The organism is Niallia sp. FSL R7-0648, assembly GCF_038007005.1.
Lineage (GTDB): Bacteria > Bacillota > Bacilli > Bacillales > Cytobacillaceae > Niallia > Niallia circulans.
The window spans coordinates 2,806,556-2,823,812 of the sequence record NZ_JBBOWE010000001.1 but is presented as its reverse complement, the minus strand read 5'-3'; the positions used below and the strand labels follow the sequence as shown (position 1 = coordinate 2,823,812).

Annotated in this window: 12 protein-coding genes; all 12 read left to right on the top strand. The window is 35.8% G+C overall.

What is annotated here, in order from left to right; genetic code table 11:
- Positions 1 to 10 precede the first annotated feature (10 nt).
- The 12 genes from NSQ89_RS13910 to recD2 all read left to right on the top strand — a co-directional run bounded on the left by NSQ89_RS13910 (position 11) and on the right by recD2 (position 16,998).
- Entirely contained in the window at positions 11 to 841 is an 831-nt protein-coding gene (locus NSQ89_RS13910) for a carbohydrate ABC transporter permease (RefSeq protein ID WP_047944325.1), read from the top strand.
- A gap of 6 nt (positions 842 to 847) precedes the next feature.
- Positions 848 to 3,955 carry an alpha-mannosidase gene (locus NSQ89_RS13905; RefSeq protein ID WP_061800792.1) on the top strand — a complete coding sequence of 1,036 codons (3,108 nt, stop codon included), beginning with the start codon at positions 848 to 850 and terminating at the stop codon, positions 3,953 to 3,955.
- Between the two features lie 155 nt (positions 3,956 to 4,110).
- On the top strand, positions 4,111 to 6,345 hold the full coding sequence (locus NSQ89_RS13900; RefSeq protein WP_341132787.1) for a helix-turn-helix transcriptional regulator: 2,235 nt from the start codon (positions 4,111 to 4,113) through the stop codon (positions 6,343 to 6,345).
- 430 nt (positions 6,346 to 6,775) lie between these two features.
- On the top strand, positions 6,776 to 7,897 hold the full coding sequence (gene menC, locus NSQ89_RS13895; RefSeq protein WP_047944342.1) for an o-succinylbenzoate synthase: 1,122 nt from the start codon (positions 6,776 to 6,778) through the stop codon (positions 7,895 to 7,897).
- An 18-nt stretch (positions 7,898 to 7,915) separates the two neighbouring features.
- Entirely contained in the window at positions 7,916 to 8,716 is an 801-nt protein-coding gene (locus NSQ89_RS13890) for a GNAT family N-acetyltransferase (protein WP_061800786.1), read from the top strand.
- A gap of 41 nt (positions 8,717 to 8,757) precedes the next feature.
- Positions 8,758 to 9,900, top strand: a complete 1,143-nt coding sequence (locus NSQ89_RS13885; protein WP_053215791.1) for a M20 peptidase aminoacylase family protein — start codon at positions 8,758 to 8,760, stop codon at positions 9,898 to 9,900.
- 268 nt (positions 9,901 to 10,168) lie between these two features.
- The gene (locus NSQ89_RS13880; RefSeq protein ID WP_047944329.1) at positions 10,169 to 10,852 is read left to right on the top strand and encodes a YczE/YyaS/YitT family protein; all 684 of its coding nucleotides are present in this window, start codon (positions 10,169 to 10,171) and stop codon (positions 10,850 to 10,852) included.
- Entirely contained in the window at positions 10,852 to 11,271 is a 420-nt protein-coding gene (cymR, locus tag NSQ89_RS13875; protein WP_047944330.1) for a cysteine metabolism transcriptional regulator CymR, read from the top strand. Before NSQ89_RS13880 ends, cymR begins: the two co-directional genes overlap by 1 nt.
- Before the next feature lie 143 nt (positions 11,272 to 11,414).
- A complete protein-coding gene (locus NSQ89_RS13870) occupies positions 11,415 to 12,557 on the top strand; it encodes a cysteine desulfurase family protein (protein ID WP_047944331.1) in 1,143 nt (380 codons plus the stop codon).
- Between the two features lie 47 nt (positions 12,558 to 12,604).
- A complete protein-coding gene (gene mnmA / locus NSQ89_RS13865) occupies positions 12,605 to 13,720 on the top strand; it encodes a tRNA 2-thiouridine(34) synthase MnmA (protein WP_061800780.1) in 1,116 nt (371 codons plus the stop codon).
- 157 nt (positions 13,721 to 13,877) lie between these two features.
- Positions 13,878 to 14,528, top strand: coding sequence for a tetratricopeptide repeat protein (locus NSQ89_RS13860; protein WP_047944334.1), 651 nt, complete (start codon positions 13,878 to 13,880; stop codon positions 14,526 to 14,528).
- 43 nt (positions 14,529 to 14,571) lie between these two features.
- Positions 14,572 to 16,998, top strand: coding sequence for an SF1B family DNA helicase RecD2 (gene recD2, locus NSQ89_RS13855; protein WP_341132786.1), 2,427 nt, complete (start codon positions 14,572 to 14,574; stop codon positions 16,996 to 16,998).
- The last annotated feature ends 259 nt before the right edge of the window (positions 16,999 to 17,257 follow it).

Sequence of the window (17,257 nt, the reverse complement as noted above, 5' to 3'; positions counted from 1 at the left end):
GTGAAGTGAGTTGGTTCAAAAAGGATATAGAGTGGAAAAACTTATTCATTATTTAATCCTGTCTATTCTGGCAATTTTGTTTTTGCTGCCGTTATTATGGATGCTATTTGCATCAGTGGATCCAGGGGCAATTCAGGCACTGAAGATGCCAGAAAAGATAACCTTAGACAACTTTAAGTCAATATTATCTGAAGCTGCGATTTTGCGTTCGTTTTTTATTGGAATAGGAATATCGACTTCACAGGCATTGTTGGTTGTGATTTTATGTGTGCTGGCTGCTTATCCATTGTCTAGGTATACATTAAAATATAAAAATAGTTTTATGATGACCATTTTGTTCATGACTTCCTTACCAATGACAGCCGTTATTGTACCGGTGTTTCAGTTATTTCTTTATTTGAAATTTCAAGATTCCTTGATAGCGATGACGCTTTTTTTAACAGCTTCTTCCTTGCCATATGGTATTTGGATGATGAAGAATTTTATGGATTCTATTCCCTTGGATTTAGAAGAATCAGCCTGGGTCGATGGAGCATCTATCTTTCAAGGAATAAAAAAAATTGTTGCTCCCTTAATGCTTCCCGGAATATTCACAGTTGCTATCTTTACTTTTACAGGCAGCTGGGGAAATTATTTTGTTCCTTATATCCTCATTCAAAGTCCAGAAAAGCTGCCGGCTTCTGTAACGATCTTTCAATTTTTCGGAAACTTTGGAATGGTTAATTACGGCAGATTGGCAGCATTTTCGGTAATGTATACATTGCCTGTCGTTATTTTGTATACAATTTCACAAAATTTTATGTCAAAGGGCTTCAGTTTAGGTGGAGCTACGAAAGGATAGGGTGCTATGTTTTATACAATCGAAAAATTAGAAGCTAGAATGAAAGAATTAAATCCTTACCGATACATGGAAAGACAAAGTCTTAACAATTGGAAAGCAAAAGAAAGCATAAAAGGAGCAGAGAAATATCCACCTAGTATTTCGACTGAGTGGCAAGACTTTTCGTTAGGCGATATTTGGGAAGGAAGGGACTATTATTTATGGATTCAAACAACGTTTAAAGTTCCTAAATCAGATGGAAGAATAGTCTTACTATTGGACTTTGGTCGAACAGGTGGCGGCTATAACTCCGGATTTGAATCCTTGCTTTTTGTGGACGACCAACCATACCAAGGCGTTGACTCTAATCATAAAGAAGTCTTTCTTGACCCTGGTTATTACGGAAAGGAAGTAACACTTTCCTTGAAATTATGGTCCGGATTGGAAGGTGGTGGACCTGAGCAAATCCAATCACATACATTTAAGATGGCTGAATATGCAATTTTAAATGAAGAATGTGATGATTTATATTTTACCGCAGATTGTATTTTAAAAACGATTAAACAATTAAAGGAGGATGACCCAAAACGATATGAACTTTTGCCTTTATTAGAAAAAACCATGAAATATATCGACTGGTCCTATCCAGGGAGTCCTGCTTTTTATAAAAGTATAAAGTTAGCTAATGATAATTTGCAAAAAGGAATAGACGCTTTAGAAAAGCGCGAGTTAGTGACAATCACCGCGATTGGTCATACCCATATTGATGTCGCTTGGTTATGGAGACTGAAGCATACAAGAGAGAAAGCCGCACGTAGTTTTTCGACTGTTCTACAGTTAATGAAGCAATATCCAGACTATATCTTTTTACAAACTCAGCCCCAACTCTATCAATATATAAAAGAAGATTATCCGGAGATTTATGAACAAATAAAAAATAGAATAAAAGAGGGCCGTTGGGAAATAGATGGTGCTATGTGGCTGGAAGCTGATTGTAATATACCATCTGGCGAATCACTAACTCGGCAAATTCTCCATGGAACACAATTTATAAAAAAAGAATTCCATAAAGATGTCCACTATCTATGGCTGCCAGATGTTTTTGGTTATTCATGGGCATTGCCTCAGATTTTAAAAAAGAGTGGGATAGATACATTTATGACGACAAAAATAAGCTGGAATCAATACAACCGGATGCCACATGATACTTTTGTCTGGCGGGGGATAGATGGATCAGAGGTGTTAACCCATTTTATTACTACACCAGAACCAGGAAAAGACTTAGTAGATAATCAATGGGCATCTCGCTGGTTTTATACTTATAATGGACAGTTGGAACCAGAAACAGTGTTAGGCAGCTATAAAGCTTATCGGAATAAAGATGTAAATAAACAACTGCTTATATCGTATGGGTATGGAGACGGTGGCGGTGGAGTCACAAGAGATATGTTAGAAAATCGCCGTCGTATGGATAAAATCCCGGGTCTTCCACATGTGAAAACAGGGCGTGCGGATGAATTTTTTCAACAGCTTCATGACACTATTGATTCTGCAGATAATTACGTTCATACATGGGATGGGGAATTATATTTAGAATATCATCGAGGAACCTATACATCTCAAGCCTTTGTCAAAAAAATGAATCGCAGATTAGAGTTAACTTTAAGAGAACTAGAAATTTTGTATTCAGCTGTACAAGTCTCAAAAGGAATTCATTATCCAAAGGAAGAAATAACGAATATATGGGAAGTGTTATTGCGTAACCAATTTCATGATATTATTCCTGGTTCATCTATAAAAGAAGTTTATCAAGATCATAAGGTAGAGATAGAAGAAGCGATGGAAAGCTCTACCCAACTCTTAGCACGGTTAGATGATGCAGCAATAAATCAATGGACTGTCTTTAACTCGGCCGGCTGGGTAAGAAAGGAATTGGTAATAATTGAAAAAAAGGAATCTGGCAAATTTTTAACGGATTCTGGAGAAGAATTGGAAGCAGTGCCGTGTGAAGAAGGATATCTTGTCCAGACACCGACTATTCCAGCTTTCGGAACTTGTATTCTGAAATTTGAGCCGATGGAAGTAAAAAGAGTGGAAGCTCCTTTTATAAAAGCAGTAGAAAGCGGTATAGATACGAATAATTATCTAATTCGCTGGAATGAGAAAGGACAGTTAATTAGCATTTATGATAAACAGTATCATCGCGAAGTACTTAAAGAAAATGGCTTTGGGAACAGGCTTCAATTATTTGAAGATAAACCAATGAACTTTAATGCATGGGATATCGACATATTTTATCAAGAAAAGTATAACGAGTTAGCCGCAGAATCGATTACCATTAAAGAACAAAACAACCTATACGCAAAGGTTGAATTTGTTTATTCATTTGGTACTTCGAGAATTATTCAATATATGCAGGTTTATAAACATTCACGTCGAATAGATTTTATTACAAAGGCAGATTGGAAAGAAAGGGAACAATTACTGAAAGCAGGATTTGATGTCGATATTCGCAATACTGTTGCAACGTATGATATACAATATGGTAATGTTCAGCGACCTACACATTGGAATACCAGCTGGGATCTGGCGAAATTCGAGACAGTAGCACACCAGTGGGTGGACTATTCACAAAGGGATTATGGAGTCAGTATACTTAATGACTGTAAGTACGGGCATGATATAAAAGACCAAACAATGAGAATTACCTTATTAAAAGGGGGAATATATCCAGACCCATCAGCTGATATAGGAATGCATGAATTTACGTATAGTCTTCTACCACATACAGGAGATTTCGTAGATGGAAGAACGGTTGAAGAAGCTTGGGCTCTAAATCAGCCATTATCTGTACTAAAAGGGAATCAAGTGAATCGGAGACTATTTAAATGGCATACAGAAGAAAGCGTATACATTGATGCTGTTAAAGCGGCGGAAAATGGTCAAGGGATTATATTACGAGTGCATGACCACCTAGGAAGTAATAGAGTGCTAACTTTAGAACCATTATTTGATTGTCGACAATGGAATGAAACAAATTTGCTGGAGAAAGACATGGAACCTCCTGTGGATATAGAGGGAAATATTACATTGGAGTTAAGTCCCTATGAAATAAAAACAATACGTATTGTATAAAGCTAATCATTTCTTTTTAGCGGTTAATAGGTGGAAGGCTTATTCCCACCTATTAATCATCTTTATACCATAAGTTTACATACCTCTTCTAAATATTGTTTTTTATTATAACTTAGAAAATATAATTGGAATAATAACAAAAAGAGGGGGATATTATGTTTCGGAAAACTATTTTTAAGAAATTATTTCTATCATTCTCCGTGGTTATCATTATCTATACTTCTATTATTTTATTTGTGACAATCTCGCAAGAATATTCCCAAAATCGGCTAGAAATAAATAAATTAAATGAGATGTTTTTGGAAAGAGAAAGTAATATAATTGACTATCGACTAGATGTTTCCTTAAATGTAGTCAAGCTGTTATCCCAGCAAGATGTTATTGCAGAATTTTTAAAGGAAAATCAGTTTAATTATAGTATATATAGTAAATTGTTTAATGAGTTAACAGGCAATCATTTTTCAAATGATCAGTTAGGTTTTAATCTTGCTGTTTTAAAAGATTATGGGACAGATGTAACTAGTTCAGATGGTTATTTTTTGTTTAAAGACTATATGAAATTTATTCACATGGATGAAAATTTCACAGAATTAGAAGCTTTTATGGATTCAAAAGGAAACAATGATTTACAGTGTTATGACGCCAAAGATAAACTGGTTATTGTCAATAAAATCTATTATCAGCAGGAAAAGCAATATCTTTATTTTTTCATTGTGTGGGAGAAAAAGGACTTATTAACGAGCAATTTACCAGATACGAATAGTATTCTTGCGATTGTTAATAAGTCTGCCTTAGCCTCTACTACCATAAAGGGAGAAAACGTACTTGCTAGTTTTTTACCGGTGAAAAAAACCCATGAAAATCAAATTGTTTATCGTTCGGTTAATCAATACAATGGCTATCAAAAACGTTCCAATGCGATACCAACTATTCATTATTTATATATAACGAATGTACATACAGGAATTGGATTACCCATTCATACCCTTAAAAGTATCGGAGTAATTTTGTTTGTGCTCCTTTTGTTAGGTTTTGTTCTAACTACCACCTTAAGCAGAAAATCTTATTCACCCATTGAAGAAATTATCAAAAATATTAAAAGTGGAGAGGAAAAGAATAGTTCGGACAGTTATATAAAAAATGAGTTGGATTATATTATCTCTAAAATTCATACTATCAATAAAACCAATCAAAACTTAGTACAGCTCCAACAAAGCTCATTAGTTGATTTGCAAGAAAACTTTCTCAAAAACATTATTTATGAAAATTATGATAAGCAGAATATGGAGAGAAGGTTGAAACTCCTCCAATTAGATCCATTCTGTCAAGGTGGAATTCTTGTGATTATATCCATGCAGGGGATTTCTGAATGGGAATCCAATTTAAGTGAAGGGAATATTTTAACATTAAGAAAAAAAGTATTAGCTTTATTTAATGAAAAAGAAACCAATCAAAAATTTATTTCTTTTCCCATTGATTATAAACATTTTTGTTTGTTTTTTGCAGAAAAAAATCAGCACCTAATATTAGATGTTTTACATCGAATGATTGGGAGGATAGAGCAAGAATTAGGAGTAGAAATCGTTTTTACCCTCTCGCAAGCCTTTTCATCGTTAATAGAATTACCAAAAATATTTAAAACTTCCTTTCAACTTATGGAACAGAAATATTCTTTTATTGATACAAAATCTCTATGCAGCAACCATATTTCATTATCATCTGGGAAGGATTATTCCTATAGTGTAGAAACGGAAAGCATTTTAATAAATTTTATGCAGAAAAGAGAGCTGAAGTATGCCAAGAAGTTGATAAATGAGATAGTTGAAACAAATTTTAGAGAAGAAAGCATGGATATCTATAATATTTATGATTTTCGAAATGCTCTCATCAATACGATAAAGAGAATCTTGAATAAATGTAATCTGTCTTTTAGCGATTTTTTAAAGGATAATAAAGCTCTATTCTTTCATTTAAACAGTACAGATATCGAGATACTAAAGAACACCTTCATCGATATATTCAATGAGTTAATGTTACTTTTAGAAGAAAAACATTCCATTAAACTTTCCACTGTAGAAAATGTTCTTCGTTATATTCAAGAAAATTACACAAGCGATCTATCTTTAGGGGAAGTAGCAGATCATTTTCAATTAAGTGAATCCTATGTTAGCAAGTTGATTAAAGATCATTTAAAATCCTCGTTTAAAAATTATGTAAATCAATTAAAGGTAGAAAAATCAAAAATTTTATTGGAATCAGGTAAATATATGGTATCCGAGGTTGGCGAAATGGTTGGCTGTAAAAATGTGAATACTTTTATTAGGATTTTTAAGCAGCATGAAGGAATAACACCAGGAAAATATGTTATCAATAAAATGGCTAAAACATAAGAATTCTCAACCAAATAACCCCGCGTAATTATACGTACATACTAAGAAAAGTTCGTATAATTGTTCGGGGTTTTATTAATTTTAGAAAAAAGGTTCCGCAGCCTGAATACACTTCGCTTTCCATGGGGCGAGTGCCAAGCTTCCAGCAGGGCTTGGGATTTCTCGAATCTCCCATAGGAGCCTCCGTGTATTCAAGCTGCTTTGTATTTCCTAATAATTATATATTCTTTAAAAAAAATGATGGAACGAGTTGGTTTCGCTACTAAATTAGAGATTGTTCGACTTAATTTATTATATATTTTGTTTGTCCCACTTCATTTATGTTAAAAAATTTTTAGTAGATATTTCGATTTTTTAAATAAATTTCTACCAATAATCCAAATTACTATTAAAATAGAAGAAAGATACTAGACGAGAAGGACGTGAAATGGTGAAAATTGATAAAATCGAAGTCCAACATGTAAAAATGCCCCTGGTTAGTCCGTTTAAGACAAGTTTTGGCGAACTGTTAGAAAAGGATTTTCTTATCATTAAAATATATAGTGGAGAGCACATTGGGTATGGAGAGTCTGTCGCTTTACCTGATCCTACTTATAGTGAGGAAACAACTGGAACTGTTATCTATATGCTAAACGAGTTTTTGATTCCCCTCTTGTTAAAAGACGAGATAACGCATCCAGATGAAGTTACAAAAAGATTCGCTCCAATCAGAAGAAATAATATGGCAAAAGCTGCTTTAGAAGGAGCAATATGGGATTTATATAGTAAGCAGCAAGGTATTTCTCTTTCAAAAGCGCTTGGAGGTGTTCAAACGTCGATTGATGTAGGGGTAAGTATTGGTATCGAACCAACTACTGATATGCTTTTAACAAAAGTGGAACGCTTTTTGAACGAGGGCTATAAAAAGATAAAAGTGAAAATTAAACCTGGCTATGACTTAGAGCCTTTAGCAAAAATAAGACAAACCTTTGGCTATGACATCCCGCTAATGGCAGATGCGAATTCTGCCTATACATTAGCAGATATTGAGCGAATCAAAGAATTAGATCCACTTAAGTTGATGATGATTGAACAGCCATTAGCATATGATGATATTATTGACCATTCTATTTTGCAAAGTGAGCTCGCAACACCTATATGTTTGGATGAAAGTATTCATTCTGTAGAAGATGCTCGAAAAGCGATTGAATTAGGAAGCTGTAAGATAATAAATATTAAAATTGGCCGTGTCGGCGGTTTGACGGAAGCAAAGAAAATACATGATGTATGTAAAAAACACGATATTCCTGTATGGTGCGGCGGCATGCTGGAAGGCGGAATCGGAAGAGCGCATAATATCGCGATAACCTCCCTTCCGGCATTTACTATTGCTGGGGATACATCTGCATCGAATCGATACTGGAAAAAAGATATTATTTGTCCAGAAGTCACATTGTCTACGCCAGGAAAAATAGAAGTACCAAAAGGAGCCGGCATTGGGTTCGACTTAAACGAAACAGTGATTAATCAACATTTAATTTCTAAGAAGGTATATGCTAATCCATTTATTTAATAAGGGGGAACAAAGACAGTGGATCCTTATATAATAAGAGAAGTAACCGAAAAAGCTGAAATCCAACTGGTAGTTTCCCTTCAAAATTCAATTTGGGGCAGGACGAATACTACTCCATTTCCATTTTTAGTTGCCTCCATTCAAAATGGAGGAATAATTATAGGGGCTTTTTTGAAAGAGGAACTAGTAGGCTTTTGCTACAGTTTCCCTGGTTTTCATCAAAAGGAAATCTATTTAGTGTCCCATATGATGGCAGTGAAGGAAGAGGATAGAAATGCTGGTTTGGGCTTTAAAATGAAAGAAAAACAAAAGGAAATGGCCTTGGAACGTGGCTATACGAAAATTATCTGGACTTTTGACCCGCTAGAATCACGGAATGCCAATCTAAATATAGCGAAACTAGGAGGGGTAGTGAAAACATATTATTCTAATCATTATGGAGACATGGAGGATGAATTAAACGGCGGTCTTCCTTCAGACAGGTTATTGTTAGAGTGGGACATTGGGAAACGATCGGATAATCGTCATCCGGAAGGGGAGCAAATTCACTCCCTTGTTACTTGGGAAACAAGGGGAGAAATCCCTATTCCTTTATCTTTTGATGTCCTATCCATAAAAGCGAATACCTATAAGGTTCCTGTTCCTAAAGATATACATACAATAAAAGAAATAGATTTTGCTGCAGCCGAAACGTGGCGTATGATGCATAGAAATGTCTTTACCAAATTGTTTGTAAGGGGATATATCATTCACAGCTTTCAAAAGACAAATGAACCAGTGAATTATTATATTGTAAGCTTAAACAAAGAGAATGAATGAAGCCATTTGAATTACGAATTACATATACGAGGAGGGGGAAAATGCACGAACAAATAGACAGCTGGGTAGACAGGAAAAAGGAACAGATAATAGCTATGTACCAGTTTCTTCATAATAATGCAGAAATAAGCTGGGAAGAAGTTGAAACGACGAAATTTATAAAAAATGAATTGGAGAAATTATCTATTCCCTATCAATTATTCGATGATCAAACTGGGATCGTTGGGGTATGGGGGAAAGAAAATAATCCTGTTATAGGGCTTCGAGCAGATATGGATGCGTTATGGCAGCAAGTGAAGGGAGAATGGAAGGCCAATCATTCATGTGGTCATGATGCACACACGACGATTTTGCTTTTTACTTTAAGATGTCTGAAGGAATTAGGCCAAGAACCAAAGGGGAGAATTAAGTGCCTGTTCCAGCCAGCTGAAGAGACTGGTGCAGGTGCAATTTCCTTTATTAATAAAGGGCTTTTAGATGATGTTGATTATTTATTAGGCTTACATGTACGACCAATTCAAGAAATGAGATTTGGAGAATGTTCTCCTGCAATTTACCATGGAGCAGCGGCAAGCTTTAAAGGAAAACTGTATGGAATGCAGTCACATGCCGCAAGACCGCATTTAGGGATAAATGTTATCGACAGTCTTACAGCTATTAATATGGCTATTCGTTCTATTCCACTAAATCCGATTATACCTGCCTCCGCGAAAATGACTTTTGCCCAGGCGGGAGGAAAGAATTTTAATATTATTCCCGATTATGCGGAGTTTGGCATTGATGTTCGTGCCCAAACCAATGAAGCGATGGAACAATTGATTTCCAGACTTGAAAGCCAAGTGAAACTTGCAGGTGAAGCGAATGGAGCTCGAGTAGAATTAGAACTACTATCCGACATGCCAGCCGCAAGACCAAATAAATCGATGGAAGAAATAGTAGCTAAGAGTATTAAAGAAATACTAGGAGAGAAAGGGCTTGTAAAGCCTCCAGTAACACCTGGTGGAGAAGATTTTCATTATTATGCGAAAGTAAAGGAACAACTGCAAACAACGATGATTGGCTTAGGCACAGATTTACAGCCCGGATTACATCATCCGGACATGTATTTTCAGTTAGAAAGCCTACTGCATGGGATAAAAATTATGGCTTTATCGACAGTCAAATTAATGGAAGAAAAACAATAGATTGAAGGGATTTCTTCTTTTGCTAAAGGAGGAATTCCTTCTTTTTAATCTAGAGATGCTTCTATATACAGCAATAAAAAAAGCAAGTTTAGCGAAAACGAAAAAATATGATATCCTATTGAATAGATAGGATATAAACTAATTATACTGGATAAAGAATGAATATCAGGTCTTTACTGCAACAATTATAAAAGTAATTATGCTATAATGCTTAATGGCAATTATACAGAAAAAACACTTACGATAGGGATAGCAAAAGGGGCACCAGATGAAATCATTAATAGGCCAAGATAAACCAGTTCAACGACTTTTTATTTTTATAATAGGGCTTTTGATTATGTCATTAGGCATTGTGTTAGTTATTACAGCAAATTTAGGTTCAGCCCCATGGGATGTCTTGAATATTGGATTGCATATTCAGTTTGGTCTGACCATCGGCAGCTGGGCAATAATAGTTGGTTTTTTAATCCTATTGATAGCTGCCATCCTTTCAAAAAAACTTCCTCCTTTTGGTGCTTTATTAAATATGGTGTTAGTAGGAGTATTTATTGATATTTTTCTACTTCTTCCCTTTATGAATACCCCTGCGACCCTTTATCAAAAATGGATTATGTTTTTAATTGGATTGATTATAATGGGCTATGGAATGGGATTCTATATTTCTGCGAAACTTGGTGCAGGACCGAGAGATAGTCTTATGATAGTCTTATCAGAAAAATTTGGCGGGAGTATTGCAAGAACGAGATTATTGATGGAGGCAATTGTTTTAATAGTAGGATGGATACTTGGTGGACCTGTATCATGGGGAACGATTATCTATGCTGCTTTAATAGGAAGAGTTGCGGGATGGAGTATCCCACAGTGTACTAAATGGACGAACTATATATTGGACCGAAATAAAAGAACGGTGAATAATATTCACCAACATAATATGGAGCGGGAGGCAAAATAATGAAGATATCTACTAAAGGAAGATATGGATTAACTATTATGATGGAATTAGCAAAGAAGCACGGAGAGGGACCGATTTCATTAAAATCAATTGCTCAAACCAATAATTTATCAGAGCATTATTTGGAACAATTAGTTGCTCCATTGCGTAATGCTGGTTATGTGCGCAGTATTCGTGGAGCGTATGGTGGATATGTATTAGGCGATGAACCTAATAAAATTACCGCTGGAGACATTATTCGTATATTAGAAGGGCCTATTAGCCCTGTCGAGGGAATCGAAGATGAAGAACCAGCCAAGAAAGCTCTATGGATGAAAATCAGAGATGCCGTAAAAGATGTATTAGATTCAACCACAATTGAAGACCTAGCTAACCATCAAGAAGATGATAGCACAGATGGTTATATGTTTTATATTTAAGAAGCTGCATTTTAGAAAAATGATGGCTGTTTCCGTATAATAGCAATCAAGTGTGTAGAAAGCTCTTTGTATGATTTTTTTTAAGTATTGGGCAAAAATAGAAAACTGAAATGATCACAACTAATTAATTGTAGGTGAATAACTTGGAACATATTTATGTGGATCATGCGGCAACTTCACCCATGCATCCAAAAGTAATCGATAGAATGTATGAAGTCATGAAAGATCAATTTGGCAATCCTTCAAGTATTCATGCCTATGGAAGACAGGCAAGAAATATATTGGATAAGGCTAGAGCAGTAGCTGCTTCTAGTATAGGTGCTCACGAAAATGAAATTATTTTTACTAGCGGTGGTACAGAGGCAGATAATTACGCTATCTTTGGAATTGCAGAAGGAAAAGAAGCAAAAGGAAAACATATTATCACAACGGAAATTGAACACCATGCCGTATTACATGCTTGCCAAGAATTAGAGAAAAAGGGCTACGAGGTTACTTATCTTTCTGTAAATGAATACGGACTAATAGATTTGAATGAATTCAAATCAGCATTAAGAGAAGATACAATTCTTGTTACGATTATGTATGGCAATAATGAAGTGGGTGCGATTCAACCGATAAAAGAAATTGGCTTATTGTTAAAAAATCATCCTGCTGTCTTCCATACAGATGCGGTACAAGCCTACGGTTTAGAAGATATTGATGTAAAAGAACAGCACATCGACCTTTTATCTGTTTCTTCTCATAAGATTAATGGTCCTAAAGGAATAGGGTTTTTATATGTTAAAAACGGCATTAAACTAAATCCTCAATTATTTGGTGGAGAACAAGAGAAAAAAAGAAGAGCTGGCACTGAGAACGTTCCTTCTTTAGCAGGCTTTCAGCTAGCAGTAGAAATTTCTCAACAAAATAGATTGCAAAAGAGAGAGCAGTTTAAAAAATATAAAGAAATCCTTACAGGTATCTTAAAAGATAATAATATTTCTTTTAAGCAAAACGGATTAGTTGATAATACCTTGCCACATGTTTTAAACTTAAGCTTTCCCGGTACAAATGTGGAAGCAATGTTAGTTAATCTTGACTTAGCGGGTATTGCTGCTTCTAGTGGTTCTGCATGTACTGCTGGATCAATCGAACCTTCTCATGTGTTAGTAAGCATGTTTGGCAAAGAATCGGAAAGAACAAAAAATTCCATTCGATTTAGCTTTGGATTAAATAATACGGAACAACAAATAGAAAAGGTCGGTCATGAGTTAGTCAAAATCATTAACCGTCTGACAAAATGATAACCTTCCCTTCCATGTAAAGGGAAGGGCTAAGGGGGAAATGGAAAATGGAAAAAGCACCAAAAGATACCCGTGTAGTAGTAGGAATGTCTGGTGGAGTTGACTCATCAGTTGCTGCACTACTTTTAAAAGAACAAGGCTATGATGTTATCGGTATATTCATGAAAAACTGGGACGATACAGACGAATTCGGTGTCTGCACTGCAACAGAGGATTATGAAGATGTCATTCGTGTCTGCAATCAGTTAGAGATTCCTTATTATGCGGTGAACTTTGAAAAACAATACTGGGATAAAGTGTTCACTTATTTTCTTGATGAATATAAAGCGGGGAGAACACCTAATCCCGATGTAATGTGTAATAAAGAAATTAAATTTAAAGCTTTCTTAGAGCATGCAATGAGTCTTGGAGCTGATTATCTTGCAACAGGGCACTATGCACAAGTAGTCAGAGAAGATGGTCAAGTGCGCATGCTTAGAGGGAAAGATGATAATAAAGACCAAACATATTTTTTAAATCAACTAACAGAAGAACAATTAAGCAAAGTAATGTTCCCTATTGGCGGTATGGAAAAATCAAAGGTTCGCGAACTTGCTGCTAAAGCAAATCTAGCAACGGCAACCAAAAAAGACAGCACAGGTATCTGTTTCATTGGAGAGCGTAATTTCAAAGAATTCTTAAGCGGATATCTTCCTGCGCAAAAAGGAAATATGGAAACAATGAATGGAGAAGTAATTGGCCGTCATGATGGACTTATGTATTATACAATCGGTCAAAGACATGGTCTTGGCATCGGCGGAAGTGGAGAACCTTGGTTTGTTATAGGCAAAGATTTAAAACGAAATGTCTTATATGTTGGACAAGGCTTCCACCACGAATTGCTTTATTCTGACAGCATTATTGCGACCAATGTTAGCTGGGTATCAAAAGATCGCATTGGTACATCATTTGAATGCACAGCTAAATTCCGTTACCGTCAACCAGATAATAAAGTGACGGTAGAGGTTATCGATGAAAATACAGTCAAAGTTATCTTCCACGAACCAATTCGTGCGGTAACGCCAGGACAAGCAGTTGTATTCTATCAAGGAGAAGAATGCTTAGGCGGAGGAACGATTGATAAAGTGTTCCGTGATAATGAAAGATTAACATATGTAGGTTAAGGATGAACTGTCGACTAACATTAATTAGTCGACAGTTTTTACATATGGCAAAAAGCAGCTGGCAATTCTCCTGTAATAAGAGGATTTGCTAGTTGCTTTTCTCATTTTTTGATTAGAAAATATGCTATACTACCAATAAGAAATGGAGTGTTTTAAGATGGATAATAGTCAATTAGGAATACAATATATGCAAGAAGGTAAATGGGAAGAAGCAGCAAAGTTTTTTATGGAAGAGATTGAGAAGAATCCGAACAATGCTGTTTCTTATGTTAATTTTGGCAATGTTTTATCAGCTTTAGGAGATGATACAAGGGCATTATCTTTCTACCAAAAGGCGATTGAAATAGATGATACAACGGCAGCAGCCTATTATAGTGCAGGGACCGTTTATTATGAAAAAGAAAATTTAGAATCCGCAAAGAATATGTTTGAACTAGCATTAGAAAAGGGCCTCGAAACAAGTGATAATTTCTTTATGCTTGGACTTACTTATGTTGGATTAGATAAAGGGAAACTGGCAATTCCTTATTTTCAAAGAGCAGTGGAACTTAATAGTCAAGATGCGGAGGCATTCTTTCAGCTAGGGCTCTGTTTGGCACAGAATGAATATATTGAAGAAGCAATCACACAATTTCAATCCTGTATAGCATTAGATGCCACTCATGCAGATGCATATTACAATTTAGGGGTTGCCTATGGTTTTAAAGAAAAAACAGCGAAAGCAGTTGAAATGTTCAATAAGGCGCTGGAAATTCAGCCAGATCATCTTCTTGCTGGTTACGGAAAGCAAATTATCGAAGAAAAGTAATGGAAAGAGACATGAAATATAAAGGAAGAAAGGAGGAATTCAGTTGAACGAGCAGAACTCTTTGGATCTTTTTGAAAATGAAAAAAAGTATGTAAAGGGACGGCATCTTGTTACCATTTTTCACAATGAACAGAATCTTTACTCCGTGATAAGAATACGAGTTGATGAAACGAATCATGATTATGACGATAAAGAAGCGGTAATTACTGGCTATTTACCAAAGATGAACGAAGAAGAGACGTATACTTACTTTGGTGATTTTAAAGAGCATCCAAGATTCGGTTTACAGCTGCAGGCGACTTCCTTTCGAAAAGAAATGCCACAAACAAAGCAAGGGGTTATTGCTTATTTATCGAGCAACTTATTTAAAGGGATTGGGGAAAAAACAGCAGAGAATATTGTGGATACTTTAGGAGAAGAAGCAATCTCTAAAATCATGAATCAGCCATCGATTTTAGAGACAGTGCCCAAACTTGCATCAGATAAAGCGAAAATCCTCTATGATACATTAATGAAAAATCAAGGGTTAGAGCAAGCGATGGTTTCATTAAATCAATATGGGTTTGGTCCGCAATTGTCGATGAAAATTTATCAGGTATATAAAGAAAATACGCTAGAAATAGTCCAGACAAATCCATATAAATTAGTGGAGGATATTGAAGGAATCGGTTTTGGAAAAGCAGATGACCTTGGATCTCAGATTGGAATTACTGGGAATCATCCAGATCGATTAAAGGCTGGCTGTTTGTATATTTTAGAGCTGAGCAGTAATCAGGAAGGCCATGTCTATCTCCATGCGGAATTTTTACTAGAAAAAGTAAAAGCGCTGCTTGAAGAAAATCAAAAAGAGGAGATAGAATTTTCGCAAATAGCAGATCAGGTTATTCAGCTAGAGGAAGAAGGAAAAATTATAGTTGAGGATAAAAAAATATATTTACCTTCTTTGTTTTTTTCAGAAAAAGGACTTGTACGAAATATAAAGCGAGTAATGGAGCAATCTGAATATAAAGACCAATTTCCAGAATCGGAATTTCTGCTGGCGTTAGGAAACTTAGAGGACCGTATCGGTGTTCAATATGCTCCCTCTCAACGAGAGGCGATTCAAACAGCGCTTATGTCCCCGATGCTAATATTGACAGGTGGTCCCGGAACGGGGAAAACAACTGTCATAAAGGGAATTGTTGAATTATATGGTGAATTGCACGGTTGTTCTTTAGATCCTAATGATTATAAAAACGATGAACCTTATCCGTTTATTCTTGCGGCGCCAACTGGCCGAGCGGCTAAACGAATGGCGGAATCGACAGGTTTACCAGCAGTTACTATTCATCGATTGCTGGGCTGGAATGGCACTGGAACATTTGAACGGGATGAGGATCATCCTTTGGAGGGGAAAATCCTCATCGTCGATGAAACATCGATGGTTGATATTTGGCTAGCCCATCAATTATTTAAGGCTTTACCAGAACATATTCAAGTAATTATTGTCGGAGATGAAGACCAGCTGCCATCAGTAGGGCCGGGCCAAGTATTAAAAGATCTGCTTGATTCAGCATGTATTCCTACGGTTAAGTTGAAAGATATTTATCGACAAGCCGAAGGATCATCGATAATCGAGCTGGCACATGAAATGAAAAAAGGCCAGCTGCCGGCTAATCTTCTTGTGCCCCAAGGGGATCGGTCTTTTATAAAGTGCTCTTCCAGTCAAATTCCGCAGGCAATTGAAAAAATTGTTTTGAATGCGAAAAACAAAGGCTTTGCGCCAATGGATATTCAAGTATTGGCCCCGATGTATAGAGGACCAGCAGGAATTGACCGCTTAAATGCTATCTTACAAGAAATATTAAATCCTAATCCCGATGGCACCAGAAAAGAGCTGAAATTTGGAGATGTTACATACCGGATCGGTGATAAAGTCCTTCAACTCGTCAATCAGCCAGAAAGCAATGTTTTTAATGGTGATATGGGTGAGATTGTATCGATTTTTTATGCGAAGGAAAATACGGAAAAGCAAGACATGGTTATTGTTTCGTTTGATGGAATAGAAGCAACCTATACGAGACAGGATTTAAATCAAATTACGCTGGCATATTGCTGTTCTGTCCATAAATCGCAAGGCAGTGAGTTTCCAATCGTCATCATGCCCGTTGTTAAAAGTTATTATCGCATGTTAAGAAGAAATTTAATTTACACCGGAATAACAAGAAGTAAACAATTTTTGATTCTATGTGGTGAACTGGAAGCAATGGAATTAGGTGTCAGCCGAAATGATGAACTAAACCGGCAAACAACCTTAAAAGAAAAGATCAAAGAGGCATTTGCTGATGTATATCAACCAGACGAGACGATGGAAATGACAAAAGAGAAGTCATTTGATTTATTGTATGAAGGTAAAATCAATCAAATCGATCCAATGATCGGAATGGAAAATATCACCCCATATGATTTTATGGAAGCATCCGAATCCTAAATTACTTAGGTACAAACTTTTTAAGAAAATCTCTATTTTTAAAAGAGAAATCCCCATATTAGGGGATTTTTTTTGCCAATGTTTGTACTACATGTTTTTAAGTTCTAGGTGAAAAATAGTAATGCTATCTTCTTCGAAAAAATCCAGTTGGATTCTAACTTGCCAATAAAAACAGCCAACTCCTAAAAACACTGGTATATTTGGACGGGATATAGAGCATAATGGGAATACTTACCTGGAAATTTCATGTTAAGTGGAA

Bases quoted from the DNA above. Each gene is read 5' to 3' on its own strand.
- NSQ89_RS13885 (WP_053215791.1), top strand. From the start codon at position 8,758: ATGCACGAACAAATAGACAGCTGGGTAGACAGGAAAAAGGAACAGATA.
- NSQ89_RS13905 (WP_061800792.1), top strand. From the start codon at position 848: ATGTTTTATACAATCGAAAAATTAGAAGCTAGAATGAAAGAATTAAAT.
- NSQ89_RS13880 (WP_047944329.1), top strand. From the start codon at position 10,169: ATGAAATCATTAATAGGCCAAGATAAACCAGTTCAACGACTTTTTATT.
- mnmA (WP_061800780.1), top strand. From the start codon at position 12,605: ATGGAAAAAGCACCAAAAGATACCCGTGTAGTAGTAGGAATGTCTGGT.
- cymR (WP_047944330.1), top strand. From the start codon at position 10,852: ATGAAGATATCTACTAAAGGAAGATATGGATTAACTATTATGATGGAA.
- NSQ89_RS13860 (WP_047944334.1), top strand. From the start codon at position 13,878: ATGGATAATAGTCAATTAGGAATACAATATATGCAAGAAGGTAAATGG.
- NSQ89_RS13900 (WP_341132787.1), top strand. From the start codon at position 4,111: ATGTTTCGGAAAACTATTTTTAAGAAATTATTTCTATCATTCTCCGTG.